Raw genomic sequence first — 26,163 nt, 5'->3', positions numbered from 1 at the left:
CACTGATCACCACCCCACTCACCACAAGGTGAGTACCTGACCAAATAGTCGGTACTTGTCCCCTTCCCACCCCGCGGCAAGGATCGACGGCATGACGACCCACGTCTCCGTCCTCGGTCTCGGCATGATGGGCTCCGCCCTCGCCACCGCCCTCCTCAAGGCGGGCCACCACGTCACCGTCTGGAACCGCTCCCCCGCCAGGACCGGTCCCCTCGTCGCCCAGGGCGCGCTCCCGGCCGGCACGCCCGCCGAAGCGGCCGCGGCGAGCCCTCTCGTCGTCGTCTGCCTCCTGACCGACGACGCCGTCCACGAGGTCTTCGACACCCTCGGCGACGTCACCGGCAAGACGCTGGTCAACCTCACCAACGGCACCCCGGCCCAGGCCCGCGAACTCGCCGCCCGGGCCGCCGACCACGGCGCGCACTACCTCGACGGCGGCATCATGGCCGTCCCGCAGATGATCGCCGGCCCGCACGCCTACGTCTTCTACAGCGGCGACGAGCAGGCCTACGAGACCCACCGCGCCACGCTGGCGGCCTTCGGCGGCACGAAGTGGACCGGCACGGACCCGGGCAGGGCCGCCCTGTACGACCTGGCCCTGCTCACCGGCATGTACGGCATGGTCGTCGGCGTCCTCCAGGCCTTCGCCCTGGTCCGTACGGAACACATCTCCGCCGAGGAGTTCTCCGAACTCCTCGTCCCCTGGGTCACCGCGATGCTCGCGAGCGCCCCGGAGATGGGCCGGGCGATCGACACCGGACAGCACCTCACCGACGTCTCCAGCCTCGCCGTCAACCAGGCCGCGTTCCCCAACTTCACGGCCACGTTCCGCGACCAGGGCGTCAGCCCCGAGCTGTTCGTCCCGTTCCAGGCCCTCCTGGACCGCGCCATCGCCGAGGGCCACGCGGCGGACGGCCTCTCCCGCCTCGCCGACCTCCTCACCGTCGAACGCTGACCCCGAACTCGCACCACACGACCTTCCCGGGCGCCCGCTCCCCGACCCCCCACTTGTCCGCGACCGTCGCCACCAGCAACAGCCCCCGCCCCGACTCACCCTGCGGCTCACGCGGCCGGGGACACCCGTCCCCGCTGTCGTGGACCTCCACACGGAGGGCCTCCTCGTACCGCGCCAGCCGCAACAGATACCCCCGGCCGGGCGGTACGCCGTGCACCAGCGCGTTGGTGGCCAGCTCGCTCACGCAGAGCAGTACGTCGTCCCGGACCGCGCCCAGGCCCCATGCTTCGAGGGCCTCGCTCGTGAACTCCCTGGCAGCGGGCACGGACCGCCGCTCGCGCCGGTAGAACCGCTCACGCACACAGGGGAGTTGAATCGCCTCGTTCATGAGGCGAGCGTCACAGTCGGTGACTAGCGTGATGCAGTGCGCGCACCCGTACACCGAGTTTGTACGGGTTGCCTGCGCATGACTTTCGTACGGCCACGGGGAGTTGGTACGGCATGCACCCCAGGAATCGGCGCAGGAAGAACGCGTCGGCGATGAAGCTCGTAGGCGCGCTGGTGGCGGTGTTCCGGGAGACGGCCTGCCTCACCCAGCGCGAACTGGCGGACCGGGCCTGTCTGCACCAGGAGACGATCGCCTCGATCGAGCAGGGAAGACGGCCGCTGAAACCGGACCTGGCACGGCTGCTGGACAGCATCCTGGAGACGAAGCGCGCGTTGTCGACGGCGGTGGAGAACATGCCGGAGGTGGATCTGATCCCGGCGTGGGCGGAGGAGTACATGGACTTCGAGCGCGAAGCCATCGCACTCTCGTGGTTCGAGAATCAGGTGCTGCCCGGCCTCCTCCAGACGGAGAACTACGCCCGCGCGGTGTTCCGGACTGATGTCCCGGCACTCAGTCAGGACGAGATCGAGCAGCGGGTGGCCGCCCGCGTGGAACGCCAAGAGATCTTGCAGCGCAAGATCCCTCCGACCATCAGCTTCATCATCTCCGAAGCAACCGTACGGGACCGCCTCGGCGGCAAGAATGTGCACATTGAGGCGCTCCGTCACCTGCGCGCCTGCGCCGAACTCCCCGGCATCGCCCTGCAGATCATGCCACTCGGCCGAGAGACCCATGCCGGCCTTTCCGGCCCGTTCATCCTGCTGGAAACCCCCGACCACCAGCACATTGCCTATGCCGAGAACCAGCGCGGCAGCCAGCTCATCACCGACCCGGATGAGGTCAGCATCCTGGCGCAGAAGTATGCGATGCTGCGGACACAGGCCCTCAACCCCGAGGAGACAAAAGGCCTGTTGGACCTGCGGCTAGGAGACCCATGAACACCGCACTTGAGTGGTTCAAGTCCAGCTACAGCAGTGAGCAAGGAGGCGCCTGCCTCGAAGTCGCCTACGCCTGGCGCAAGTCCTCCTACAGCGGCAGCGAGGGCGGCGAGTGCGTCGAGGTCGCCACCCACCCCACCGCCGTCCACGTCCGCGACTCCAAGAACCCGGACGGCCCGATGCTCACGCTCGCCCCCGGCGTCTGGTCATCGTTCGCGGCCTTCGCCGGCGGTCACTCGGCGACCCACTCGTCCTTGTCCGGCCAGTAGGTATAGCTCTTCCGGCCTTCCAAGGCGCTCGTACGGAACGGCTTTCCGCCGTCGTCGACCCGTATGGTTCCGTGCCGGTCGCCGCTGCTCCACTCCAGCTCCAGATACCAGGTGGCCTCGTGCCCTTCGGTGTGGACGTTGAGGTTCAGGACCTGCGGATCGCGGGTGGAGACCTTGTACGGGAAGTCCTTGGCCGGTACGACGGTGTCGCCGTCCTGCCCCGCAATGGGTTTGGCCAGCGGCCGGGCATGGTCCAGGTCGATGTCGAAGGTCTGCGGAGTGATGCCGCTGCCGCAGCCTTCACCCATGGAGTAGACCTGCCAGGGCAGTGCGGCCTTTCGCCCCACCACGCGTACGTTCAGGTCAGTGATGACGACCGCTTCGTCCGTGTTGCCCGTCACGGTCAGCTGGAGCGCCATGTCCCCGGCGCTGACGCCTCCCAGGGCGCTCGCCCAGGGCCGGGTGTCCTGCGGCGGAGGCGGCGGAGGGACCTGCTCCGGCGGCTGGTCCAGGAGATAGAACTCGCCGCACGGCTCCTCCCAGTTGTACGAGCTGATGCCCACACTCGGCGCCACACCGCCGCCCTGCCCGGCAGGCGGCTGCGTCCCGCCCTTGGCAGGCGGGTCCGACGGAGAGGCACCTTCTCCCTTACCGCCAGGTGATGCGCTGCCGTTCGGTGAGGCGGAAGCGGAGCCCGAGGCCGCGGCGGACGGGGATACGGCGTCCGTCGAGGCGGCCCCGGCGGCCTCCCCCGCACCGGGCTGCCCCTTCCCGTGTGCGTCCGTACGGGCGCCTTCGCCCCCGAACTGGCTCACGGCGAAGGCGGTCGGAACGGCGAGGGCGACAACGGCAGCTGTGGCAACGGCAATGCGAAGGCGACGCTTGCGCGAGGCCTCGGCAGGACCGACGATCACGGGCTCGGCTGCCACGTCCTCCGGGACCGGTCCCGGAGCCGGACCGGGTCCCGGAGCCGGGACGGGTCCCGGAGCCGGGACGGAAGCCACGTCAGCAGGTGCCTCAACAGACGCCTCACCCACGCGCTCAACGGATGGCTCACCGGATGGCTCAACGGATGAATCACCAGACGACTCACCGGACGGCTCGGCCGAAGGCTCACCGGAGGGTTCGGCCGCCCCGGAACGCCCGCGCCTGCGGGCCTCGTCCGCCAGGATCCACTGCCGGTGCAGTTCCACCAGCTCGTCCCGGGTCGCCCCGCACAGCCGCGCGAACCGCTCCACGGGTGCGTAATCCGTCGGTACGGCGTCGCCGTTGCAGTAGCGGTGCACCGTGGACGTACTCATGTGCAGCTGTCTGGCGAGAGCCCCGTAGCTGCGCCCGGAGCGTTCCTTCAGCGCGCTCAGCAGCCCGGCGAAGCCTTCCGTCCCCGTCGCCACCCAACCCCTCCCCTGTCGTTCGCCGTCCCAGGAACGCATTCCAGGGGGAGGGTGTTTCGCCTGGTCAACCCCCCTGCAAGTGTTCCAGCTTCCCCCATTGTCCCTGGTCCGTTGTCCCACAAGCAGCCAGCCCCACAAGGTGTGTTCAGCACGACGCGGCGACCGGCGACGCTCTCGCGGTCGCCGTGTCGATCAGCGAATCCGCATCACCACCACAACGGGGAGTCGATCCACCATGCGCACCATCCGTAACCGCGCTCTTCGCAACCGCACCGCCGTCGTCGCGACCGCCACGCTTCTTGCGGGGCTGTCCCTCACCGCCTGCCAGAACGACGACGAGCCCAAGGCAGCCGCCCCGGCCGACGGCGGCAAGGCGAACGCCACCGCGTCGAAGACCCCGGCGGCCACCCCGTCCACGGACACGGACACGGACACGGGCACCGGCACCGGCACCGGCACCGGCACCGGCACCGGTGGCAACGGCTCCACCACCGCCGGCGGCAGCGACAAGGGCTCCGGAAGCGGCTCGGGCAAGAACTCCGGCGGGAGCTCGGGCAAGAGCACCAGCGGCGGCACGGGCGGCGACAGCACGTCCCTCACGACCTGCACCGGCGACAACACCAAGGCCGTGGTCAGCAAGGTCTCGCGCCCCATCAACCACCTGCTGCTCACCATCACCAACACGGGCTCGCGCACCTGCGCCGCCTACAACGCGCCGTTCCTGCGCTTCGACGAGGCGCAGTCCCCGACCCAGTTCATCGAGGACAGCCGTCCGCAGGCCGTGGTCACCCTGGCCCCCGGCGAGTCCGCCTACGCCGCGGTCGTCCTGACCGGCGAGCCCGGCGCCGCCGAGAACCCGGGCCGCGTCGCGAAGCACCTCACCGTCCACTTCGGGCACAAGGGGGCCGGATCGACCGGAGCGCCCGCCGAGCTCGCGCTGCCCGCGAACACCTTCATCGAGGACGACATGGCCAAGGTGACGTACTGGCAGAGCGACATGGCCGACGCGCTCACCTACTGATCACTGATCGCTCACGCGAAGAACGAAGTGGAGGCCGCCCGTTGTCAGTGGCGGCCTCTATCTTTCAGATCATGGCGATGCTTCCCAATCCCCTGCCGACCCTGGCCACCGACCCGACAGGCCGCTCGCTGGGGCTCGACCTGCCGGCCGGCCGACTGATCGACACCACGACGGACGGATCCTGGCACGAGCCGCTGCTCTGGTGCGCGGACGAGCCGGCCCGTCCCGGCGACTGGTCGGCCCTGCTGCCCGCCCGCAGGACCGCCGGTCTCCACCCCGTGCTCATAGGCTCGGGCAGTGGCCACGAAAGGCGCCCCGAGGACTGGGAGTTGTCCCCGGCGATGATGTCGTACGCGGGCGATCACGACGCCGTAGAGGTGCTCGCCGCCTTCTGGGAGGAGTGCGCGGGGGACGAACTCGACACCACCGAGGAGTTCCCCGGCCTCGCCCCGGCCGCGGCTGCCGGGGACGACCCGGACGACGTGGCGGCCGATGTCGTCGACCTTCTGACCGATCAGGACTCCTGGCTCGCGCGGGCCCGGCTCGCGCTCGTCCCGGCCCGCCGCAGCGCCGACATACCCGCGGCGCTGGGCTGGACCGGTCCGCTCAACCACGAGAACGACGTGGCGCGCCTCTGCACGGTCCTGCGCTCGTGGGAGGACCGCTTCGGCATACGTGTCGTGGCGCTCACCTTCGACCAGCTGGTGGTCTCCGTTGCGTCCCCGCCCACGACACTCGCCGAGGCGGAGGCCGTCGCCGCCGAGCACTTCGCGTTCTGCCCGGACAACATCACCCAGGGCGGATACTCCGCCCTCGCCGACTACGCGGCCAAGGCCGTCCTGGACCAGACCGCCTGGTCCTTCTGGTGGGACTGACCAGCGGGACCGACCGGCGGGACTGAACCGCCTTACGGGCGGGCCAGCTTCTGTGCGACCTCGGTCGCCCAGTAGGTGAGGATCATCTGCGCGCCCGCGCGCCGAATCCCGGTCAGCGTCTCGAAGATGGCCTTGTCGCGGTCGATCCAGCCCTTCTCGGCCGCGGCCTCGACCATCGCGTACTCACCGCTGATCTGGTACGCCGCGACGGGCACGTCCACGGCATCCGCGACCTTCGCCAGCACATCGAGGTACGGACCGGCGGGCTTGACCATGACCATGTCGGCGCCCTCCTCCAGGTCCAGCGCGAGTTCGCGCAGGGACTCGCGGAGGTTCGCCGGGTCCTGCTGGTACGTCTTGCGGTCACCCTGCAGCGAGGAGGCGACGGCCTCACGGAAGGGGCCGTAGAAGGCGGAGGAGTACTTAGCGGTGTAGGCGAGCACGGCCACGTCCTCCTTGCCGATGGTGTCCAGGGCGTCGCGGATGACCCCGACCTGGCCGTCCATCATCCCGCTGGGGCCGACCACATGGACGCCGGCGTCGGCCTGGACCTGCGCCATCTCGGCGTAACGCTCCAGCGTGGCGTCGTTGTCGACGCGGCCGTCCGCATCCAGCACACCGCAGTGGCCGTGGTCGGTGTACTCGTCCAGACACAGATCGGACATGATCACCAGCTCGTCGCCGACCTCGGCCCTCACGGCCCGGATGGCGACCTGCAGGATCCCGTCCGGGTCGGTGCCCGCCGTCCCGGCCGCGTCCTTCTTCGCGTCCTCCGGCACACCGAAGAGCATGATCCCGGAGACACCGGCCTCCCGGGCGTCCACCGCGGCCTTGCGCAGCGTGTCCAGCGAGTGCTGCACGACCCCGGGCATCGCCGAGATCGGCACGGGCTCGCTCGCGCCCTCCCGTACGAACGCGGGAAGGATCAGATCGGCGGGGTTCAGCCGCGTCTCGGCGACCATGCGCCGCATCGCGGGAGTGGTCCGCAGCCGGCGCGGCCGCGACCCGGGGAAGGCTCCGTACACAGTCATACACCCACGCTACGCCCGTGCCCGGAGCGCTTTTACCGACACCGTGCCGGGCCGGAACCGGCCCACCGGGCGGAAGGGGGGCGGGGGGCAGCGCCCCCGCCCCCCGCACCACACCTACGTCGTACGACGCCTGCGCGCCCCCGGCCGGCGCTCGCTCGGTCGCGTCACCGGGTCGCCGGCCTCACGCGCCGCCTCCCGACGCCGCGCCCCGAAGTCCGCCAGCGCCGCCGCCAGCTTGTGCACCGACGGCTCGGGCGACAGGACGTCCACCCGCAGCCCGTGCTCCTCCGCCGTCTTCGCGGTCGCGGGGCCGATACACGCGATCACCGTCACGTTGTGCGGCTTCCCGGCGATACCCACCAGGTTCCGCACCGTCGACGACGAGGTGAAGAGCACAGCGTCGAAGCCACCGCCCTTGATCGCCTCCCGGGTCTCCGCCGGCGGCGGCGACGCCCGCACGGTCCGGTAGGCCGTGACGTCGTCGACCTCCCAGCCCAGCTCGATCAGGCCCGCCACCAGCGTCTCCGTGGCGATGTCGGCCCGCGGCAGGAACACCCGGTCGATCGGGTCGAAGACGGGGTCGTACGGCGGCCAGTCCTCCAGCAGACCGGCGGCCGACTGCTCACCGCTCGGCACCAGGTCCGGCTTGACGCCGAACTCGATCAGCGAGCGCGCCGTCTGCTCGCCGACCGCCGCGACCTTGATCCCGGCGAAGGCGCGGGCGTCGAGCCCGTACTCCTCGAACTTCTCGCGCACGGCCTTCACGGCGTTGACCGAGGTGAAGGCGATCCACTCGTAGCGGCCGGTCACCAGACCCTTGACCGCGCGCTCCATCTGCTGCGGCGTCCGCGGCGGCTCGACGGCGATCGTCGGCACCTCGTGCGGCACGGCCCCATAGCTGCGCAGCTGGTCGGAGAGCGAGGCCGCCTGCTCCTTCGTCCGCGGTACGAGGACCTTCCAGCCGAACAGCGGCTTGGACTCGAACCACGCGAGCTGGTCGCGCTGTGCGGCGGAACTGCGCTCACCGACCACGGCTATGACGGGCCGGTGGCCCTCGGGCGACGGCAGCACCTTGCCCTGCTTGAAGACCTGGGCGATCGTGCCGAGCGTCGCGTTCCACGTCCGCTGCCGCGTCGTCGTACCGGCGACCGTCACCGTCAGCGGGGTGTCGGGCTTGCGCCCGGCGGTCACCAGCTCACCGGCCGCCGACGCCACCGCGTCGAGCGTCGTGGACACGACGACGGTCCCGTCCGAGGCGCCGACCTCGGTCCAGCACCGCGCGTCCGCCGAGCGGGCGTCGATGAACCTGACGTCCGTACCCTGCGCGTCGCGCAGCGGCACACCGGCGTAGGCGGGCACGCCCACGGCCGCCGCGACACCGGGCACGACCTCGAAGGGAATGCCCTCGGCGGCACAGGCGAGCATCTCCGCGCCCGTGTCACTGTCGAGCCCGGGATCACCGCTCACCGCACGGACGACCCGCTTGCCGCCCCTCGCGGCCTCCATGACAAGATTGGCCGCGTCCCTCAACACCGGGACACCGGCGGTTGTTGACGCATCGTCAACCACCGTCAGCTCAGGCGTGCTCACACCGGCGCGGGCATGCCCGCGGACGACGTCGAGGACATCCGGCTCGGCGATCAGTACGTCCGCGCCCGCCAGCGCCTCCACGGCACGCAGCGTCAGCAGACCCGGGTCACCGGGACCGGCGCCGAGGAAGGTGACCTGCCCGTGTACGGGACCGGCCGGAACGTTCGAGGTGGTGGGGCTCAAAGTGCTCGCTCCCCCATAAGACCGGCCGCACCCTTGGCGAGCATCTCGGCCGCGAGTTCGCGACCGAGCGCCACGGCTTCGTCCTGCGACGAGGGCACGGGACCGGTGGTGGACAGCTGCACCAGCGTGGATCCGTCGGTCGTACCGACGACACCCCGCAGGCGCATCTCATGAACAACCTGTCCGTCGGCCAGCAGGTCGGCCAGCGCGCCCACAGGTGCGCTGCAGCCGGCCTCCAGGGCGGCGAGCAGGGTCCGCTCGGCGGTCACGGCGGCCCGGGTGTACGGGTCGTCGAGCTCGGCGAGCGTGGCGGCGAGCTCGGCGTTGGCCGCCGTGCACTCCACTGCCAGGGCCCCCTGGCCGGGGGCGGGCAGGACCGAGTCGACCGACAGGAAGTCGGTCACCTCGTCGGTCCGTCCGATACGGCTCAGGCCGGCCGCGGCGAGAACCACCGCGTCCAGTTCCCCGTTCCGTACGAAACCGATGCGGGTGTCGATGTTCCCGCGGATCGGCACGGTCTCGATCCGCAGCCCGTGCGAGCGGGCGTACGCGTTGAGCTGCGCGGTCCGGCGCGGCGAGCCGGTGCCGATCCGGGCGCCGTGCGGCAGCCGGTCCAGCGTCAGCCCGTCCCGGGCGATCAGCACGTCACGCGGGTCCTCGCGCTTCGGGATCGCGGCCAGCACCAGATCGTCCGGCTGCGCGGTCGGCAGGTCCTTCAGCGAGTGCACCGCGAAGTCGACCTCGTCCGCGAGCAGCGCGTCGCGCAGCGCGGTGACGAACACACCGGTGCCGCCGATCTGCGCCAGGTGCTCCCGGGAGGTGTCGCCGTACGTGGTGATCTCGACGAGCTCGACGGGACGGCCCGTCAACTGCCGTACCGCCTCCGCCACCTGCCCGGACTGGGCCATGGCGAGCTTGCTGCGCCTGGTTCCGAGCCGCAGGGGCCGTTCGGTCCCCCATGCCCTCTCGGTGGTCATACTCGCCCTCGGTTCTTGATGTCGGCGTCGTTCACGTCGGCCCGGCTGACGGAGGCGACCGTCTCCGGGTCGAGGTCGAAGAGTGTGCGCAGCGCGTCCGCGTACCCGGCGCCGCCGGGCTCGGCGGCGAGCTGCTTGATGCGCACGGTCGGCGCGTGCAGGAGCTTGTCGACGACACGGCGCACGGTCTGGGCGATCTCGGCGCGCTGCCGCTCGTCCAGGTCGGGCAGCCGGCCCTCGAGCCGGGCCACCTCACCGGCCACGACATCGGCGGCCATGGTGCGCAGGGCGACCACGGTCGGGGTGATGTGCGCGGCGCGCTGGGCGGCGCCGAAGGCGGCGACCTCGTCGGCGACGATGGTGCGCACCTGGTCGACGTCGGCGGCCATCGGGGCGTCCGCGGACGCCTCGGCCAGCGACTCGATGTCGATGAGGCGGACCCCGTCGAGCCGGTGGATCGCGGCGTCGATGTCCCGGGGCATGGCGAGGTCGAGCAGCGCGAGCGGCTCCTCGCGGTCCTTCAGCGCGGCCTCGACCACGTCGGCCCTCAGCACCAGGCCGGTCGCCCCGGTGCACGAGACGACGACATCGGCACGTGTCAGCTCCGTGCCGACCGCGGCCATGTCGACGGCCCGGGCCGCCACGCCCGTACCGCCGGGCTCGGTGAGGATCTGCACCAGCCGCTCGGCACGCTCCTGCGTGCGGTTGGCGATGACGACCTCGGCGACCCCGGCCCGCGCCAGCGTCGCGGCGGCGAGCGAGGACATCGAGCCCGCGCCGATGACGAGCGCCCGCTTGCCGCGCGCCCAGGCATCGGTGGGCGTGCCGTCGGCGAGCTGCTCGAGGCCGAAGGTCACGAGCGACTGCCCGGCCCGGTCGATCCCGGTCTCGCTGTGGGCGCGCTTGCCGACCCGCAGCGACTGCTGGAACAGGTCGTTCAGCAGCCTGCCCGCCGTGTGCAGCTCCTGGCCGAGCGCGAGGGAGTCCTTGATCTGGCCGAGGATCTGGCCCTCGCCGACGACCATCGAGTCCAGCCCGCAGGCCACCGAGAACAGGTGGTGGACGGCCCGGTCCTCGTAGTGCACATAGAGATAAGGGGTGAGCTCCTCCAGGCCGACCCCGCTGTGCTGGGACAGCAGCGTGGACAGCTCGGCGACACCGGCGTGGAACTTGTCCACGTCGGCGTAGAGCTCGATGCGGTTGCAGGTGGCGAGGACGGCCGCCTCCGCCGCGGGCTCCGCGGCGAGCGTGTCCTGCAGCAGCTTGTTCTGCGCGTCCACGGACAGCGAGGCCCGCTCCAGCACGCTCACCGGCGAGCTGCGATGGCTGAGTCCGACGACCAGGAGGCTCATGCCGGCATCACGGCGGGCACGTCCCCGTCGGGTCCCTTCCGGCCTGCGGCCCCGGTGGCGGGTGCACGGGTGGCGACGGGCGGCACGACCGTCTCGACGTCGGCCTCGGCGTCGGTCTCCTCGCCGGCCTTGCGCTGCTCGTGGAAGGCGAGGATCTGCAGCTCGATCGAGAGGTCGACCTTGCGTACGTCCACACCGTCCGGCACCGAGAGGACGGTGGGCGCGAAGTTCAGGATGGAGGTGACACCGGCGGCGACGAGCCGCTCGCACACCTGCTGGGCGGCGCCCGCGGGGGTCGCGATGACCCCGATGGACACGCCGTTGTCCGAGATGATCTTCTCCAGCTCGTCGGTGTGCTGGACGGGGATCCCGGCGACCGGCTTGCCGGCCATCGTGGGGTCGGCGTCGATCAGCGCGGCGACCCGGAAGCCACGGGAGGCGAACCCGCCGTAGTTGGCGAGGGCGGCGCCGAGGTTACCGATACCGACGATCACGACCGGCCAGTCCTGGGTGAGGCCGAGCTCACGGGAGATCTGGTAGACGAGGTACTCCACGTCGTAGCCGACGCCACGGGTCCCGTAGGAACCGAGGTAGGAGAAGTCCTTGCGCAGCTTCGCGGAGTTGACTCCCGCGGCGGCCGCGAGCTCCTCGGAGGAGACCGTCGGCACCGAGCGCTCCGACAGCGCGGTCAGCGCGCGGAGGTACAGCGGAAGCCGGGCGACGGTGGCCTCGGGGATTCCTCGGCTACGAGTCGCCGGTCGGTGGGTTCGGCCAGTTGCCACGGTGCTCCTGCGGGATGAGCGAGGCTGCAGGCGGCCATGCGTCCCACGACCGCCCCGTCGAATGCAGGCTATGTCTTTGTGAACGCGTGCACAAAGATGGTGTCCGCTTTGTCCGTGCAAAGTGACCGGGGTCACGCGAGCGGATCGCGCGAATCCGGAACCGCGGACCGCTCCTGTCCGTTGAAAACCCGAAGGGGGCAAAGCGGTACACACTCCTTACGGCCACGCCCCCGAGACCCCAACAAAACGCCCACGATGGTAACCGCCTTTCGGGTCATTGCCCCAGTTCGCGACGGAGCCGGCCGGCGTCCACCCGCCAGAAGGTGTGCTGCTCCCCGTCCACCAGCACCACCGGGATCTGCTCCCAGTACGCCCGGTGCAGCTCCTCGTCCTGCGTGATGTCCTTCTCCTCCCAGGACGCGCCCGTCTCGGCACACACCTCCTGGACCACGGACCTCGCGTCGTCACAGAGGTGACACCCGGGCTTCCCGATCAGGGTCACCACGCGCTCGTCGGCCTTCTTCTTCGTACGCCGCAGCAGAGGACTCATGCCCCCCATTCTCCGCCCGTCCCCGCATCCGCCCGAACGGCCCGTTTAACAATCCGGCCCCGGAGAGTTCACGCCTTCGCATCCCGGCGAGTCAGGAAGTACCGAACAGACTGGCTATGCTCACGACATGGCCGCACTGGGATGGCTCACCCCCCGTAGGCGCTCCGCCACCGCACGGAGCGTCCTCGCAGGCGAGGCCGCCGCCGAGGCAGCGCGCAAGACCTCGCAGCAGTACGAAGCGGACTCCGCTCAGGCACGGGCGGACGCGGCGGGCGCCGCGCCGGCCGAGCCCGTCTTCCCCGTCGTCGGGGACGTCAGCGCCGCAGCCTTCTTCGACCTGGACAACACCGTCATGCAGGGCGCCGCGATCTTCCACTTCGGGCGTGGCCTGTACAAGCGGAAGTTCTTCCAGCGCCGCGAGCTGGCGAGGTTCGCCTGGCAGCAGACGTGGTTCCGGCTCGCCGGGGTCGAGGACCCCGAACACATGCAGGACGTCCGCGAGTCCGCGCTGTCCATCGTCAAGGGTCACCGTGTCTCCGAGCTGATGTCGATCGGCGAGGAGATCTACGACGAGTACATGGCGGATCGCATCTGGCCCGGCACCCGCGCCCTCGCCCAGGCCCATCTCGACGCGGGCCAGAAGGTGTGGCTCGTCACCGCCGCGCCCATCGAGACCGCGACGATCATCGCCCGCCGGCTCGGGCTGACCGGCGCGCTCGGCACGGTCGCCGAGTCCGTCGACGGCGTCTACACCGGCAAGCTCGTCGGCGAGCCGCTGCACGGCCCGGCGAAGGCCGAGGCGGTACGGGCCCTGGCGGGCGCCGAGAACCTCGACCTGACGCGGTGCGCGGCGTACAGCGACTCGCACAACGACATCCCGATGCTCTCCCTCGTCGGGCACCCGTACGCCATCAACCCGGACACCAAGCTGCGCAAGCACGCGCGCGAGCGGGAATGGCGGCTGCGCGACTACCGCACCGGCCGCAAGGCCGCCAAGGTCGGCATCCCGGCCGCCGCGGGTGTCGGGGCGATCGCGGGCGGTACGGCCGCGGCCGTGGCGCTGCACCGGCGCAGGCGCTGACGACCCGGCGGTAGCGCGCGCCCGTCGGAGTCCGGCAGCCGGACTCCGACGCCCGGGCCTCGATGCTCCGGGCCTCGATGCTCCGACCACGGGCGACGGCTCCGGGGGACGGTTTCAGCTCCGGACGACGGCGCGCCGTACCCGGCACGCGGCATTCCGGGCCCCCTACCCCTCTGGGCCGCCCGCCAGTCCGGATGCACCCACATGAGCACAACCCATCACACCCCGCAGCAGATGACGAAGTAATCCGATCAGCAAGCGATCACAATCTGCGACTGGATGCGCTGCATTGCCGTAACAGAAGCGACGGATTCGATGATTTGAGCAACTGGGTGTAGCACTGCCTGTACGAAGCGTTATTCTCCTCAGACGCATTAGGGACCCCACCCGTCGCCACGACGAGTGAACGTCCCCGTACTGAACGTGATGGAAGCTCTGCCTCTGGGAGTCCCGTGTACCCACACGTCGGGGTTGACGCCTCGGGCCTGGCTACGCTCCGCGCAACGGTCCTCGACCACTTGCGCGGCTTCGTCCCCACCGCGTACGCCGGCCCCGCCTTCGCCGTGCCGAGCCCTGCCGCTCTCGGCCCGGCCGGCCCCTGCTACGCCCTGACCGACGGCATCGAGAAGGTGCCGGCGCGCAGCAGCGTCGTCGACGGCGGGAGGCCGGGAGACGGCCGTGAGACGGGCAGACGGGGCGGACGGCACGCCGCCACCTCGACCACCGCCCGCCGCCCTGTCGCCGACAGCGACAGCGCACGCATGATGGAGCTCGTCGAGCGCGCCCAGGCCGGCGAGGCCGAAGCCTTCGGCAGGCTCTACGACCAGTACAGCGACACCGTCTACCGCTACATCTACTACCGCGTGGGCGGGAAGGCGACGGCGGAGGACCTCACGAGCGAGACCTTCCTGCGCGCCCTGCGCCGCATCTCCACCTTCACCTGGCAGGGCCGCGACTTCGGCGCCTGGCTGGTCACCATCGCCCGCAATCTGGTCGCCGACCATTTCAAGTCGAGCCGCTTCCGACTGGAAGTGACCACCGGCGAGATGCTCGACGCCAACGAGGTCGAGCGCAGTCCCGAGGACTCGGTCCTCGAATCGCTGTCCAACGCCTCACTGCTGGAGGCGGTCCGCAAACTCAATCCACAGCAGCAGGAGTGCGTGACCCTGCGCTTCCTCCAGGGCCTCTCGGTCGCCGAGACCGCGCGGGTGATGGGGAAGAACGAGGGCGCGATCAAGACCCTGCAGTACCGTGCCGTGCGCACACTGGCCCGGCTCCTTCCCGACGACGCACGCTGACCACCGGTCCCGTCCCCTTCGTGTCCCCCACACCCCCACACCTCCCCCACGCGCCCAGTCCCCGGCCCGTCCACCCTCAACTCACCATCCGTGAGCCCTTGATGACGCACTGGTCCGATCATCCTCCGCGCGTAACCCAATCGCCGAGCCGCTCGTTGTGCGGAATGCAGGCTCCCTGCGGTCACGCCATGCCCGCAGCCACTCACTCTTTTGTGTGGATGTGCTCAAGGCGTGCAACCTTCCGGACCCCCCGGGGAGTCGACCGTCATGACGAGAGGAGGTGCCGCCAGTGATCGCGAACGTTTCGGCGCACCGGCGGGCGAACGCCTTCGCCCAGGCCCTGGAGAATCAGACGCTCCGGGGTACGGCGGCCGAGCAGCCCGAGGATCCGGCCGAACCGGCCGGACAAGGGCGGCTGGTGGCCCTGGCGAACGGCCTCGGTGAACTGCCGAAGCCGGAGTTGGATCCCGAGGTAAAGGTGGTGCAGCGAGCCCAGCTCGTGGCCGCCATGGAAGCGATGCTCCTGGAAGGCACCGCCGCGGACAGCGGTGCGTCCAGAGGTCCTACGGTGCCGGAGCAGCGGGCCTCCCGCCGCGGCGCCCACCGGGCCTCACCACTGCGGAAACTGCGTCCGCGCTCCCGCTGGTCCAAGGGCCTCGCGGCCGGCGGACTCACCGTCGGAGTGGCGGCCGGTGCCTTCGGAGGAGTGGCCGCCGCCAGCTCGGACGCCCTCCCCGGTGATTCCCTGTACGGGCTCAAGCGGGGCATGGAGGACCTCAAGCTCGGCATGGCCGACGACGACGCGGACCGCGGCGAGATCTATCTCGACCAGGCCTCGACCAGGCTGAGCGAAGCCCGCCGCCTCATGGAACGCGGCAGAGCCGGCGAGCTGGACCACGAGTCGGTGATCGAGGTCAGACGGGCCCTCAGCGGAATGCGCCACGACGCGTCCGAGGGCCACCGCCTGCTCCACCAGGCGTACGAGCGGGACGGCTCACTCGCCCCCATCGCCACGCTGTCCTCCTTCTCCACCTCCCACCGCGAGACGTGGAACGGGCTGCGGGATCGTCTCCCCGCCCAGCTCACCGACGTCCGCGACGAGGTGAGTTCGGTCTTCGACGCCATAGACCAGGAGGTCGGACCGCTCCGGTCGCTGCTGCCCGTCGCTCCCGAGACCGAGCGCGGCGGATCCCAGCAGCCCGGATCGACCCCGCAGGACTCCTCGGGTCCCTCGGGGAAGTACGACCCGTCGCCGTCCCTGCCGTCCGAGGGCGGGACGGACGGGAGCAACCGGCCCCAGCCGTCCGGCTCCGGCGCCTCGGAGGACGACGGGCTGCTCGGTGGCAACACCGGAGGCCTGCTCGACCCCCCGCAGAACAGCACGTCCCCGTCTCCGTCCGGAGGACTTCCGGATCCGGCCGATCCCGTGCCGGATGTGACGATCCCGCCGCTGCTGCCCGGGCTGCTGCCGGGCCTGGGCATCGACACCGAGGACATGCCGTAGGCCGCTGAAAGGCGAAGGGAGGGGGAGGGATACGCTCACCGCGTATCCCTCCCCCTCCCTTTGTGCTGGCGTCCGGGGCTGCGAACCGGGGCTCCCCCCGGCTCAGAAGAAGACGGACCTGCGCTGCACCAGCAGCTTGTACAGCGTGTGCTGGATCTGCTCCCGCACCTGGTCCGTCAGGTTGAACATCAGCATCGGGTCCTCCGCCGCCTCCGGCGGATAGCCGTCCGTCGGAATCGGCTCACCGAACTGGATCGTCCACTTCGTCGGCAGCGGCACCGCCCCCAGCGGACCGAGCCAGGGGAACGTCGGCGTGATCGGGAAGTACGGGAACCCCAGCAGCCGCGCCAGCGTTTTCGCATTACCGATCATCGGATAGATCTCCTCCGCCCCGACGATCGAGCAGGGCACGATCGGCGTCCCCGCCCGAAGCGCCGTCGAGACGAAGCCGCCCCGCCCGAAGCGCTGCAGCTTGTAGCGCTCGCTGAAGGGCTTCCCGATGCCCTTGAAGCCCTCCGGCATGACGCCGACGACCTCGCCCTGCTGCAGGAGCCGTTCCGCGTCCTCCGTGCACGCCAGCGTGTGCCCGGCCTTCCGCGCCAGCTCGTTTATCACCGGCAGGACGAAGACCAGGTCCGCGGCCAGCAGCCGCAGATGCCGCCCGGCGGGATGGTTGTCGTGGACGGCGACCTGCATCATCAGCCCGTCCAGCGGCAGGGTCCCGGAGTGGTTGGCCACGACGAGCGCCCCGCCCTCCGACGGGATGTTCTCGATGCCCTTCACCTCGACGCGGAAGTACTTCGCGTACATCGGCCGCAGCAGCGACATGAGTACCTGGTCGGTGAGTTCCTTGTCGTAGCCGAACTCGTCGACGTCGTAGTCACCGGTGAGCCGGCGCCGCAGGAACGCCAGCCCGCCCGCGATGCGCTCGTCCCAGCCGCCGGCGCCCGGCACGGGCGACGCCCCTTCGGACGCCGTCACGGGGTCCGTGGCGTCACCGGCAGCGGCATCGCCCGGCGCCGCCCGCTCCCCGCCCAGCTGTCCGGGGACGGACCCGACCGGGATCTCACGCGCGGACTCGGCCACGGATTTCCGCCGGCCCGCCCCCGTACGGCGCCGCACCGAGCGCTGCGGCGCGCCGTTGCGCGACCGGTCGTCGTCGAACGGAATGACCTTGGCGTCCGCCATCGTTGCTTGCGCTCCTTATCCGGCGCTCTGAGTGGTGCTGTCGGCGGTCCTGGCGCCACCGGCCAGCGGCAGGGCGGCTACCCTGTCGACCGCCCTCGCAAGGGCCTCCGGCGGCAGCAGGCCGGGTCCACGGCTGCGTGCGAAGTCGGCGAAGGTCTCCGCGGTCGTGTAGGCCGGGGCGAAGCCCAGCGTCTCGCGCATCTGGACGGTGCTGACGACCCGGCCGTGGGTGAGCAGCCGGATCTGCTCCGGCGAGAAGTCGGTCACGCCGACCGTGCGCAGCGCCGAACCGACCCAGGTGACGGCCGGCAGCAGCACCGGCACCGTGGGGCGGCCGAGCCTGCGCGAGCACTGCGACAGCAGCAGTACGCCGTCGCCCGCGACGTTGAAGGTGCCGCTGTTCAGCGTTCCCCTGCGGGGCTCGTGGGAGGCGATCCGCAGCACCTCGATGACGTCGTCCTCGTGCACGAACTGCAGCCGCGGGTCGTAGCCGAGGACGGTCGGCATCACGGGCAGCGAGAAGTAGTCGGCGAGCGGGGAGTCGGCCCGCGGTCCGAGGATGTTCGCGAAGCGCAGCACGCACACGGCCACATCCGGCCTGCGGCGCGCGAAGCCGCGTACGTACCCCTCGACCTCCACCGCGTCCTTGGCGAAGCCGCCGCTCGGCAGGGACTTGGGCGGCGTGGTCTCGGTGAAGACGGCCGGGTCCCGCGGCGCGGAGCCGTACACACTCGTGCTGGACTTGACGACCAGGCGCCGGACGGTCGGCGACTTCTGACAGGCCCCGAGCAGTTGCATGGTGCCGATGACGTTGGTCTCCTTGACCGACGTGCGGCCGCCGGCCCCGAGGGGCGTGCCCGTGACGTCCATGTGGACGACGGTGTCGACGGCGTGCTCGGCCAGTACTCGGGCTATGGCGGGCTGCCGGATGTCGGCCCGCACGAAATCGGCTTCGCCGAGTGGGTGCTCGGGAGTCACCGCGTCGACGCCCACCACCCGGTCCACTTCGGGGTCCCGCTGGATGCGGCGTACGAAGCGGCCCCCGAGCTGCCGGGCCACACCGGTGACGAGCACGACCTTGCCCAAGATCAGCGCCTTCCGTTCGGTCCTGGCTATGCGTCACCGTAGCGGGTTGATGTTGCGCTGTGATGACCGCAGGGCCTTCTTCACGGCTCTTTGGTCCCAACGCACGACATCGACGGTTCAACGTCCAGAACGCACCGTGGCCCTCTCACCATCGGGTGAAAGGGCCACGGCACTGCGGACAGGTGCCGCTTACTTCTTGTTGCGACGCTGAACACGCGTGCGCTTGAGCAGCTTGCGGTGCTTCTTCTTCGCCATCCGCTTGCGCCGCTTCTTGATAACAGAGCCCACGACTACCCTCGCTCACTTCTCTTCACTCGGTGCGGGGCTGTCTGGGCCCACACGACCTACGTCGGCCTAGCCTACCGGCACGAGCTCCGAGCTTGTAATCCGAGGGGAGCCTCAGGCCGATTCGACCCCCACAAAGGACTCGCGGAGGTACTCGTGAACCGCTTGCTCCGGGACCCGGAAGGACCTGCCCACCCGGATCGCCGGCAGATGACCGCTGTGCACCAAGCGGTACACGGTCATCTTCGACACGCGCATCACCGAGGCGACTTCCGCCACGGTCAGGAACTTGACCTCGTTGAGAGGCCTCTCGCCAGCAGCCATGACCCACCTGTACCTTCCGCACACGACGCACACCGGCTTCCCCTCCGGTGACTCTTCGTCGCGGTGCGCTCACTCCCCAGACTAGGGGCGGGTGATGCGAGTGGGGAAGAGGAGCAGCCATCGGTCGTTTACTGTGACAGACACGCTCGATTGAGTACATAGCGAGTAAGCGGCCGGTAGTAATCGGACCGCACAGCGTCATCAAGCGGAACGGCGACGGACACCCGCCCCTCGGCCTCGCCGACGAACAGCGCGGGATCGTCCGTATCCGCCAGGCCGATGGCATCGAAACCGAGCTGACCTGCGCCGCAGACCCAGCCATGGTCGCCGATGACCAGCTCGGGCACGGGGCTCCCCGCCTCGGCCACCCCCTCCAGCGCGATCCGAACCGGCAGGGGTGAATGGGTGTGCACGCCGGTCTCACACCCGGTTTCCCGTACGCCGGGTTCCCGCACCAGCGCAACTCCTCGTACGTACTCGAGGTTGTACGTGCGTAGCCCGAACCGGGTCGTTATGTCGATACATCGCCCCTGCGCGGGTGTGAGGACGAGACAGCCCGCCGCCGACAGAGCGTCTGCCAGCTCGGCGTAGAACCCGAGCAGCCGGTGCGGATGCCCGGTCCCGATCAGCACCGCTCCCCTGTGCCGGGCCACCGTCGCCAGCCGTTCGGCGAACGCGTCGAGCCCGCTCAAGGTGCGTTCAGGATCGATCACATCCTGGCCGGAAACATGATCCGGGTCACCGGAGACCCCGCACTTGTCGGCCATCAGCGCGATCAAATCCCGCTCGCCCCATGCCCATTCGGGGTCGAGCCCGAGCGTGACCCGCGGGTCCCGGGCCGCGAACAGCCGATAGCTCCGCAGACTCTCCTCCCGCGACGTGGCCACCGGACCGGCCAGCCTCGCCGCCAACAAATGCGCCCGCAACGCTCCCCTGCTCAACACACCGCCGATGCTCCCGCAGTGCCCGGGACCTCACCTCAAAAACCCCGGCAAATCCGCACAGTCGGCGTAACGAGCGATACGCTCCGGGCGCGGTGGGACACAGCGGTCGGCCGAGGCTAGGCCAGCATTCCGCGCAGCGGGAACACCGCACGCCGCGTCGCCAGCACCGCCTGGTCCAGCCGGTCCGCCGGGTCGTACCCGTCCTCCCAGGACCGCCAGCCGGGGGTACGCCCGTCCGTCATCCGCCCGGGCCCCAACTGCCGCGTCCGCGCGTACACCTCGTCCCGCCACGACGCCGGGATCACCGACTCGGGATCCACCGGCGCATGCCCCGCGATCCCGACCAGATGAGTCCAGGACCTCGGCACCACATCCACCACCGCGTATCCGCCGCCGCCGAGTGCGACCCACCGGCCGCCCTCGACGTACTCGTGCACGAGCTCGTGACACGCCTCCTGCACCAGCCGCTGAGCGTCCAGCGACACCGCAAGATGTGCCAGCGGATCCTCGAAGTGCGTGTCCGCCCCGTGCTGGGTCACCAGCACCTGCGGCCGGAAGTCCGCCAGCAGCTCCGGCACGACCGCGTGGAACGCGCGCAGCCAGCCCTCGTCGCCGGTGCCCGCGGGCAGCGCCACATTCGCGGCCGAGCCCTCGGCCGGCCCCGACCCGCCCGTCTCCTCGGGCCATCCCGTCCCGGGAAAGAGCATCCGCGGATGCTCGTGCAGCGAAATCGTCAGCACCCTCGGGTCGTCCCAGAACGCGGCCTGCACCCCGTCCCCGTGATGCACGTCGACATCCACGTACGCGACCCGCTCGGCGCCGAGCTCCAGCAGCCTCGCGATCGCCAACGACGCGTCGTTGTAGATGCAGAATCCCGAGGCCGCCCCGGGCATCGCATGGTGCAGCCCGCCCGCGAAGTTCACCGCGTGCGCGGCTTCGCCCCGCCACACCGCTTCCGCGGCCCCGACCGACTGCCCGGCGATCAGCGCGGACGCCTCGTGCATACCGGCGAAGGCCGGGTCGTCCATCGTCCCCAGCCCGTACGACTGGTCCGCCGCCCGCGGGTTCCCGGAGGCCGCTCGCACCGCCGCCACATAGTCCTCACGGTGGACCAGTCGCAGCGTCGACTCCCCGGCCGGCTTCGCCGACACCACATCCACTGCGCGGTCCAGTCCGTACGCCCGCACCAACCCCATGGTCAGTGCCAGCCGAACCGGATCCATCGGATGACTGGCCCCGAAGTCATACTTCGTTACCGCTTCGTCCCACATCAACAATGCGCGGCCGCTCATGCTCGCCACCGTATCGGTCGGACTCCGCCGCGAACGACCGGGCGTACACCAACGTCACAAGCACCAACACCATCGGAACGAGCATCGCTCCCCGGTAGTTCCACGTGTCCCCCAAAGCTCCGACCAACGGCGACCCGATCAAGAACCCCACATAGTTGAAGACGTTCAGACGTGCGACGGCCACATCGCTCGCGCCCGGATTGCCGCTCTCAACGGCCTGCCGCCCCGCCGCCGCAAAGGTCTGCGGGACGATCACACACAGACCCAGCCCCAGCAAGGTGAACCCGAGGAGCCCCAGCCACGGCCCGGGAGCCACCGCCACCACCGCGAACCCGCCCGCGGCCAGTACCGTCCCGCACCGCACGACCGCCACCGCCCCGAAGCGCCGTACGCCGAGATCCCCCACGGTCCGCCCCAGCAACGTCGTCACCATGTACGCGTTGTACGGGACCGTCGCCAGCTCCTCCGAGCTCCCCAGGACGTCCTGAAGGTACTTCGCGCTCCAATTGGAGACCGTCGAGTCACCGATGTACGCGAACGTCATCACCAGGCACAGCGGCAGCAGCAGCCTGAACGAGACGCCCGCTCCCCGGCCCTCCGGTGCCCGCTCCGCGTCACGACCCCGCCGCTCGTCCGCGTCCACGTACCAGCGGCTTCCGACGAGCGCCGCCGGCAGCAGCACGGCCACCACCGGCAGATACGACACCACGAGCGGCAGGTCCCAGTGCGCCCCGACCCAGGCCAGCGACGCACCGACGATCCCACCGAGGCTGTACGTGGCGTGGAAGCCGAGCATGATGCTGCGCCCGTACGCGCGCTGCAGGCTCACCCCGAGCATGTTCATGGAGGCATCCAGGGCACCGACGGCCAGCCCGAACGCGCCCAGCGCCACGGCCACATGCCACAGCTCGCTGCCCGCCCCCACACCCAGCAGCGAGAGCAGCACAACCGGCTGCGACCACCGCAGAACGAGACCCGGCCGGAGCCGGGCGACAAGCTTCTCGGTGCCCACGCTGCCGACCCCGGCCAGGATCGGCACGGCCGCCAGGAACAGCGGCAGCAGCGCGTCGGATATCCCGTACCGGTCCTGAATGGCCGGTATTCGGGTCACGAGCAGCGCAAAGGTCACGCCCTGGACAAAGAAGCTCAGCGCCAACGAGGCCCGACCGTGCCGCAACCGCGCATCCGTCATGGCCGCACAGCGTAAGCGGCTCACCTACCCATGGGTAGATGGATCACGCGAGCAATCCCGGCAACTCCCCCATGTCCACGAAGTACCCGTTGGCGCCGACGAGCTTCCGCGCCGCCGTCATCGCGGTGAACCCGTACACGTCCATCCCGGCCGCCCTGGCCGCCGCGACCCCGAGCGGGCTGTCCTCGACCACGACACACCGTTCCGGCGCCACCCCCATGCGCTCGGCGGCGTGCAGAAAGAGATCCGGTGCCGGCTTCCCTCGGCCCACGTCCTGCGCGCTGAAGATGTTCTCGTCCCGGAACCACGCGTCCATCCCGGTCTTCCGGTGTCCGACCCGGATCCGCTCGTGGCTGCCCGATGACGCCACGCAGTAGGCCACCCCGTCCGCAGTCAGCTTGCCCAGAACGGCGTCCGTCCCCTGCACCGCTTCCAACTCGCGCTCGAAGGCGGCGAACACGCGGGAATGCAGGGTCTCGTCGAAGTCGGCCGGCAACCGGCGCCCGGTCCTCTCGAGCACGAGGTCGTGCACCCGGTGTACAGCGGCACCCATGTAGTCGCGCAGGGAGTCCTCGTAGGAGGTGGGGTGCCCCAACTCGGTCAGATAGCCGGCCAGGATGGTGTTGGAGATGGGCTCACTGTCGACGAGCACACCGTCGTTGTCGAAGATCACCAGGTCATAGCGCATACGCACAGCTTAGGAAACGAACTGCAAGTGGACGCAAAAATGCCTCAACCCCCGGACATGGTCCGGGGGTTGAGGCTCAAAAATTGTTCGGCGGTGTCCTACTCTCCCACAGGGTCCCCCCTGCAGTACCATCGGCGCTGAAAGGCTTAGCTTCCGGGTTCGGAATGTAACCGGGCGTTTCCCTAACGCTATGACCACCGAAACTCTATGAAGATGTGAACTGGCCGACCACGGGGTGGTCTCGGCGTGTTCGTTACTTCAGAACTAACACAGTGGACGCGAGCAACTGAGGACAAGCCCTCGGCCTATTAGTACCGGTCAACTCCACCCATTACTGGGCTTCCATATCCGGCCTATCAACCCAGTCGTCTACTGGGAGCCTTACCCTCTCTAGGAGGTGGGAGTCCTCATCTCGAAGCAGGCTTCCCGCTTAGATGCTTTCAGCGGTTATCCCTCCCGAACGTAGCCAACCAGCCATGCCCTTGGCAGGACAACTGGCACACCAGAGGTTCGTCCGTCCCGGTCCTCTCGTACTAGGGACAGCCCTTCTCAAGACTCCTACGCGCACAGCGGATAGGGACCGAACTGTCTCACGACGTTCTAAACCCAGCTCGCGTACCGCTTTAATGGGCGAACAGCCCAACCCTTGGGACCGACTCCAGCCCCAGGATGCGACGAGCCGACATCGAGGTGCCAAACCATCCCGTCGATATGGACTCTTGGGGAAGATCAGCCTGTTATCCCCGGGGTACCTTTTATCCGTTGAGCGACGGCGCTTCCACAAGCCACCGCCGGATCACTAGTCCCGACTTTCGTCCCTGCTCGACCCGTCGGTCTCACAGTCAAGCTCCCTTGTGCACTTACACTCAACACCTGATTACCAACCAGGCTGAGGGAACCTTTGGGCGCCTCCGTTACTCTTTAGGAGGCAACCGCCCCAGTTAAACTACCCATCAGACACTGTCCCTGATCCGGATCACGGACCCAGGTTAGACATCCAGCACGACCAGAGTGGTATTTCAACGACGACTCCACAACCATACTGGCGTGTGCCGCTTCACAGTCTCCCACCTATCCTACACAAGCCGAACCGAACACCAATATCAAACTGTAGTAAAGGTCCCGGGGTCTTTCCGTCCTGCTGCGCGAAACGAGCATCTTTACTCGTAGTGCAATTTCACCGGGCCTATGGTTGAGACAGTCGAGAAGTCGTTACGCCATTCGTGCAGGTCGGAACTTACCCGACAAGGAATTTCGCTACCTTAGGATGGTTATAGTTACCACCGCCGTTTACTGGCGCTTAAGTTCTCAGCTTCGCCCCACCGAAATGGAGCTAACCGGTCCCCTTAACGTTCCAGCACCGGGCAGGCGTCAGTCCGTATACATCGCCTTACGGCTTCGCACGGACCTGTGTTTTTAGTAAACAGTCGCTTCTCGCTGGTCTCTGCGGCCACCCCCAGCTCAGAGTGCAAGACTCATCACCGGACATGGCCCCCCTTCTCCCGAAGTTACGGGGGCATTTTGCCGAGTTCCTTAACCATAGTTCACCCGAACGCCTCGGTATTCTCTACCTGACCACCTGAGTCGGTTTAGGGTACGGGCCGCCATGAAACTCGCTAGAGGCTTTTCTCGACAGCATAGGATCATCCACTTCACCACAATCGGCTCGGCATCAGGTCTCAGACTATATGCACGACGGATTTGCCTACCGTGCGTCCTACACCCTTACCCCGGGACAACCACCGCCCGGGCTGGACTACCTTCCTGCGTCACCCCATCACTTACCTACTACAGATCTGGACCGGCGGCTCCACCACTCCCCCTCACTCCGAAGAGATCAGGGGCGGCTTCACGGCCTTAGCATCGTCTGATTCGATATTGGGCGTTTCAAAGCGGGTACCGGAATATCAACCGGTTGTCCATCGACTACGCCTGTCGGCCTCGCCTTAGGTCCCGACTTACCCTGGGCAGATCAGCTTGACCCAGGAACCCTTAGTCAATCGGCGCACACGTTTCCCACGTGTGTATCGCTACTCATGCCTGCATTCTCACTCGTGAACCGTCCACAACTCGCTTCCGCGGCTGCTTCACCCGGCACACGACGCTCCCCTACCCATCACGATCGCCCGTTGGGGGTATATGCCGCAATGACACGACTTCGGCGGTACGCTTGAGCCCCGCTACATTGTCGGCGCGGAATCACTTGACCAGTGAGCTATTACGCACTCTTTCAAGGGTGGCTGCTTCTAAGCCAACCTCCTGGTTGTCTCTGCGACTCCACATCCTTTCCCACTTAGCGTACGCTTAGGGGCCTTAGTCGATGCTCTGGGCTGTTTCCCTCTCGACCATGGAGCTTATCCCCCACAGTCTCACTGCCGCGCTCTCACTTACCGGCATTCGGAGTTTGGCTAAGGTCAGTAACCCGGTAGGGCCCATCGCCTATCCAGTGCTCTACCTCCGGCAAGAAACACACGACGCTGCACCTAAATGCATTTCGGGGAGAACCAGCTATCACGGAGTTTGATTGGCCTTTCACCCCTAACCACAGGTCATCCCCCAGGTTTTCAACCCTGGTGGGTTCGGTCCTCCACGAAGTCTTACCTCCGCTTCAACCTGCCCATGGCTAGATCACTCCGCTTCGGGTCTAGAGCGTGCAACTCAATCGCCCTGTTCGGACTCGCTTTCGCTACGGCTTCCCCACACGGGTTAACCTCGCTACACACCGCTAACTCGCAGGCTCATTCTTCAAAAGGCACGCAGTCACGACGCACCGAGTAAACTCGATGCGCGACGCTCCCACGGCTTGTAGGCACACGGTTTCAGGTACTATTTCACTCCGCTCCCGCGGTACTTTTCACCATTCCCTCACGGTACTATCCGCTATCGGTCACCAGGGAATATTTAGGCTTAGCGGGTGGTCCCGCCAGATTCACACGGGATTTCTCGGGCCCCGTGCTACTTGGGAATAACTCAAAC

The 26,163-nt window shown here is 68.8% G+C and carries 24 protein-coding genes, 2 rRNA genes and 1 pseudogene (1 of these 27 cut by a window edge); 8 read left to right on the top strand and 19 right to left on the bottom strand.

All coding sequences use genetic code 11. The features are described from left to right. Nucleotides 1-91 precede the first annotated feature (91 nt). The gene (locus tag OG766_RS20360; RefSeq protein WP_328725925.1) at nt 92-955 is read left to right on the top strand and encodes an NAD(P)-dependent oxidoreductase; all 864 of its coding nucleotides are present in this window, start codon (nt 92-94) and stop codon (nt 953-955) included. Here the strand turns inward: OG766_RS20360 and OG766_RS20355 are convergent. Beyond that, nucleotides 939-1,343 (bottom strand): ATP-binding protein, encoded by a 405-nt coding sequence (locus OG766_RS20355; RefSeq protein ID WP_328725924.1) that lies wholly within the window; start codon nt 1,341-1,343, stop codon nt 939-941. The two genes, OG766_RS20360 and OG766_RS20355, sit on opposite strands and share 17 nt — an antisense overlap. A gap of 152 nt (nt 1,344-1,495) precedes the next feature. On the opposite strand from OG766_RS20355, the gene OG766_RS20350 reads away from it, so the two are divergent. Together OG766_RS20350 and OG766_RS20345 are read left to right on the top strand one after the other, a co-directional pair. Then, nucleotides 1,496-2,281 carry a helix-turn-helix domain-containing protein gene (locus OG766_RS20350; RefSeq protein ID WP_266381256.1) on the top strand — a complete coding sequence of 262 codons (786 nt, stop codon included), beginning with the start codon at nt 1,496-1,498 and terminating at the stop codon, nt 2,279-2,281. Next, a complete protein-coding gene (locus tag OG766_RS20345; RefSeq protein ID WP_266381255.1) occupies nt 2,278-2,550 on the top strand; it encodes a DUF397 domain-containing protein in 273 nt (90 codons plus the stop codon). Before OG766_RS20350 ends, OG766_RS20345 begins: the two co-directional genes overlap by 4 nt. On the opposite strand, the gene OG766_RS20340 is transcribed toward OG766_RS20345, so the two are convergent. Together OG766_RS20340 and OG766_RS20335 are read right to left on the bottom strand one after the other, a co-directional pair. Beyond that, nucleotides 2,514-3,125, bottom strand: coding sequence for a hypothetical protein (locus OG766_RS20340; protein ID WP_328727587.1), 612 nt, complete (start codon nt 3,123-3,125; stop codon nt 2,514-2,516). The two genes, OG766_RS20345 and OG766_RS20340, sit on opposite strands and share 37 nt — an antisense overlap. Before the next feature lie 621 nt (nt 3,126-3,746). After that, a pseudogene (locus OG766_RS20335) lies at nt 3,747-3,983 on the bottom strand (helix-turn-helix domain-containing protein); the annotation flags it as partial. 196 nt (nt 3,984-4,179) lie between these two features. Here OG766_RS20335 and OG766_RS20330 point away from each other — a divergent pair. Continuing rightward, on the top strand, nt 4,180-4,965 hold the full coding sequence (locus OG766_RS20330; protein ID WP_328725923.1) for a DUF4232 domain-containing protein: 786 nt from the start codon (nt 4,180-4,182) through the stop codon (nt 4,963-4,965). Nucleotides 4,966-5,036: 71 nt separating this feature from the next. Next, a complete protein-coding gene (locus OG766_RS20325; RefSeq protein WP_328725922.1) occupies nt 5,037-5,840 on the top strand; it encodes a DUF4253 domain-containing protein in 804 nt (267 codons plus the stop codon). Nucleotides 5,841-5,872: 32 nt separating this feature from the next. Here OG766_RS20325 and hemB read toward each other — a convergent pair whose 3' ends face one another. The 6 genes from hemB to OG766_RS20295 all read right to left on the bottom strand — a co-directional run bounded on the left by hemB (nt 5,873) and on the right by OG766_RS20295 (nt 12,305). Further along, entirely contained in the window at nt 5,873-6,871 is a 999-nt protein-coding gene (gene hemB, locus OG766_RS20320; protein ID WP_266381251.1) for a porphobilinogen synthase, read from the bottom strand. 114 nt (nt 6,872-6,985) lie between these two features. Further along, complete coding sequence (locus OG766_RS20315) at nt 6,986-8,644, bottom strand: bifunctional uroporphyrinogen-III C-methyltransferase/uroporphyrinogen-III synthase (protein WP_266381250.1); 1,659 nt, start codon at nt 8,642-8,644, stop codon at nt 6,986-6,988. Then, nucleotides 8,641-9,621, bottom strand: coding sequence for a hydroxymethylbilane synthase (gene hemC, locus OG766_RS20310; protein WP_266381249.1), 981 nt, complete (start codon nt 9,619-9,621; stop codon nt 8,641-8,643). The genes OG766_RS20315 and hemC overlap by 4 nt, the downstream gene beginning before the upstream one ends. Beyond that, nucleotides 9,618-10,973, bottom strand: coding sequence for a glutamyl-tRNA reductase (locus OG766_RS20305; RefSeq protein ID WP_266381248.1), 1,356 nt, complete (start codon nt 10,971-10,973; stop codon nt 9,618-9,620). Before OG766_RS20305 ends, hemC begins: the two co-directional genes overlap by 4 nt. Beyond that, complete coding sequence (locus tag OG766_RS20300; RefSeq protein ID WP_266381247.1) at nt 10,970-11,755, bottom strand: redox-sensing transcriptional repressor Rex; 786 nt, start codon at nt 11,753-11,755, stop codon at nt 10,970-10,972. The genes OG766_RS20305 and OG766_RS20300 overlap by 4 nt, the downstream gene beginning before the upstream one ends. Nucleotides 11,756-12,029: 274 nt before the next feature. Continuing rightward, nucleotides 12,030-12,305 carry a glutaredoxin family protein gene (locus tag OG766_RS20295; protein WP_266381246.1) on the bottom strand — a complete coding sequence of 92 codons (276 nt, stop codon included), beginning with the start codon at nt 12,303-12,305 and terminating at the stop codon, nt 12,030-12,032. Between the two features lie 127 nt (nt 12,306-12,432). Here OG766_RS20295 and OG766_RS20290 point away from each other — a divergent pair, with 127 nt between their 5' ends. From OG766_RS20290 to OG766_RS20280, 3 genes are all read left to right on the top strand, one after another. Then, entirely contained in the window at nt 12,433-13,386 is a 954-nt protein-coding gene (locus tag OG766_RS20290; protein ID WP_266381245.1) for an HAD family hydrolase, read from the top strand. Between the two features lie 452 nt (nt 13,387-13,838). Next, nucleotides 13,839-14,684: an ECF subfamily RNA polymerase sigma factor, BldN family gene (locus OG766_RS20285; protein WP_266381244.1), complete on the top strand. Its 846-nt coding sequence runs from the start codon at nt 13,839-13,841 to the stop codon at nt 14,682-14,684. Between the two features lie 289 nt (nt 14,685-14,973). After that, nucleotides 14,974-16,188 (top strand): DUF5667 domain-containing protein, encoded by a 1,215-nt coding sequence (locus OG766_RS20280; RefSeq protein WP_266381243.1) that lies wholly within the window; start codon nt 14,974-14,976, stop codon nt 16,186-16,188. 102 nt (nt 16,189-16,290) lie between these two features. Here the strand turns inward: OG766_RS20280 and OG766_RS20275 are convergent, their stop codons facing one another. From OG766_RS20275 to OG766_RS20230, 10 genes are all read right to left on the bottom strand, one after another. Then, nucleotides 16,291-17,376 carry a lysophospholipid acyltransferase family protein gene (locus OG766_RS20275; RefSeq protein ID WP_266381242.1) on the bottom strand — a complete coding sequence of 362 codons (1,086 nt, stop codon included), beginning with the start codon at nt 17,374-17,376 and terminating at the stop codon, nt 16,291-16,293. Between the two features lie 15 nt (nt 17,377-17,391). Continuing rightward, a complete protein-coding gene (locus OG766_RS20270) occupies nt 17,392-18,462 on the bottom strand; it encodes an NAD-dependent epimerase/dehydratase family protein (RefSeq protein WP_266381241.1) in 1,071 nt (356 codons plus the stop codon). A gap of 189 nt (nt 18,463-18,651) precedes the next feature. Next, nucleotides 18,652-18,750 (bottom strand): 30S ribosomal protein bS22, encoded by a 99-nt coding sequence (locus OG766_RS20265; RefSeq protein ID WP_003948845.1) that lies wholly within the window; start codon nt 18,748-18,750, stop codon nt 18,652-18,654. 111 nt (nt 18,751-18,861) lie between these two features. After that, nucleotides 18,862-19,071, bottom strand: a complete 210-nt coding sequence (locus OG766_RS20260) for a helix-turn-helix domain-containing protein (protein ID WP_158687078.1) — start codon at nt 19,069-19,071, stop codon at nt 18,862-18,864. Between the two features lie 128 nt (nt 19,072-19,199). Further along, nucleotides 19,200-20,015 carry a phosphatase gene (locus tag OG766_RS20255; RefSeq protein WP_266381240.1) on the bottom strand — a complete coding sequence of 272 codons (816 nt, stop codon included), beginning with the start codon at nt 20,013-20,015 and terminating at the stop codon, nt 19,200-19,202. Nucleotides 20,016-20,131: 116 nt separating this feature from the next. Then, a complete protein-coding gene (locus tag OG766_RS20250) occupies nt 20,132-21,307 on the bottom strand; it encodes an acetoin utilization protein AcuC (protein ID WP_266381239.1) in 1,176 nt (391 codons plus the stop codon). Beyond that, nucleotides 21,258-22,499: an MFS transporter gene (locus OG766_RS20245; RefSeq protein WP_328725921.1), complete on the bottom strand. Its 1,242-nt coding sequence runs from the start codon at nt 22,497-22,499 to the stop codon at nt 21,258-21,260. The genes OG766_RS20250 and OG766_RS20245 overlap by 50 nt, the downstream gene beginning before the upstream one ends. A 43-nt stretch (nt 22,500-22,542) precedes the next feature. Further along, nucleotides 22,543-23,187 (bottom strand): HAD family hydrolase, encoded by a 645-nt coding sequence (locus OG766_RS20240; RefSeq protein WP_266381237.1) that lies wholly within the window; start codon nt 23,185-23,187, stop codon nt 22,543-22,545. A gap of 85 nt (nt 23,188-23,272) precedes the next feature. Then, nucleotides 23,273-23,389 (bottom strand): 5S ribosomal RNA (gene rrf, locus OG766_RS20235). Nucleotides 23,390-23,475: 86 nt separating this feature from the next. Continuing rightward, nucleotides 23,476-26,163, bottom strand: a 23S ribosomal RNA gene (locus OG766_RS20230) (it continues 442 nt past the right edge of the window).

Source organism: Streptomyces sp. NBC_00259, assembly GCF_036181745.1.
In the GTDB taxonomy this organism is placed as follows: Bacteria; Actinomycetota; Actinomycetes; order Streptomycetales; family Streptomycetaceae; genus Streptomyces; species Streptomyces pratisoli.
The sequence above is the reverse complement of the archived record's forward strand: the minus strand, read 5'-3'. Positions and strand labels throughout refer to the sequence as shown.

Coding starts and splice junctions, on each gene's coding strand:
- OG766_RS20290 (WP_266381245.1), top strand. CDS start 12,433: ATGGCCGCACTGGGATGGCTCACCCCCCGTAGGCGCTCCGCCACCGCA.
- hemB (WP_266381251.1), bottom strand. CDS start 6,871: ATGACTGTGTACGGAGCCTTCCCCGGGTCGCGGCCGCGCCGGCTGCGG.
- OG766_RS20245 (WP_328725921.1), bottom strand. CDS start 22,499: ATGACGGATGCGCGGTTGCGGCACGGTCGGGCCTCGTTGGCGCTGAGC.
- OG766_RS20350 (WP_266381256.1), top strand. CDS start 1,496: ATGAAGCTCGTAGGCGCGCTGGTGGCGGTGTTCCGGGAGACGGCCTGC.
- OG766_RS20295 (WP_266381246.1), bottom strand. CDS start 12,305: ATGAGTCCTCTGCTGCGGCGTACGAAGAAGAAGGCCGACGAGCGCGTG.
- hemC (WP_266381249.1), bottom strand. CDS start 9,621: ATGACCACCGAGAGGGCATGGGGGACCGAACGGCCCCTGCGGCTCGGA.
- OG766_RS20260 (WP_158687078.1), bottom strand. CDS start 19,071: ATGGCTGCTGGCGAGAGGCCTCTCAACGAGGTCAAGTTCCTGACCGTG.
- OG766_RS20345 (WP_266381255.1), top strand. CDS start 2,278: ATGAACACCGCACTTGAGTGGTTCAAGTCCAGCTACAGCAGTGAGCAA.
- OG766_RS20250 (WP_266381239.1), bottom strand. CDS start 21,307: ATGAGCGGCCGCGCATTGTTGATGTGGGACGAAGCGGTAACGAAGTAT.
- OG766_RS20325 (WP_328725922.1), top strand. CDS start 5,037: ATGGCGATGCTTCCCAATCCCCTGCCGACCCTGGCCACCGACCCGACA.
- OG766_RS20360 (WP_328725925.1), top strand. CDS start 92: ATGACGACCCACGTCTCCGTCCTCGGTCTCGGCATGATGGGCTCCGCC.
- OG766_RS20330 (WP_328725923.1), top strand. CDS start 4,180: ATGCGCACCATCCGTAACCGCGCTCTTCGCAACCGCACCGCCGTCGTC.
- OG766_RS20240 (WP_266381237.1), bottom strand. CDS start 23,187: ATGCGCTATGACCTGGTGATCTTCGACAACGACGGTGTGCTCGTCGAC.
- OG766_RS20355 (WP_328725924.1), bottom strand. CDS start 1,343: ATGAACGAGGCGATTCAACTCCCCTGTGTGCGTGAGCGGTTCTACCGG.
- OG766_RS20275 (WP_266381242.1), bottom strand. CDS start 17,376: ATGGCGGACGCCAAGGTCATTCCGTTCGACGACGACCGGTCGCGCAAC.
- OG766_RS20305 (WP_266381248.1), bottom strand. CDS start 10,973: ATGAGCCTCCTGGTCGTCGGACTCAGCCATCGCAGCTCGCCGGTGAGC.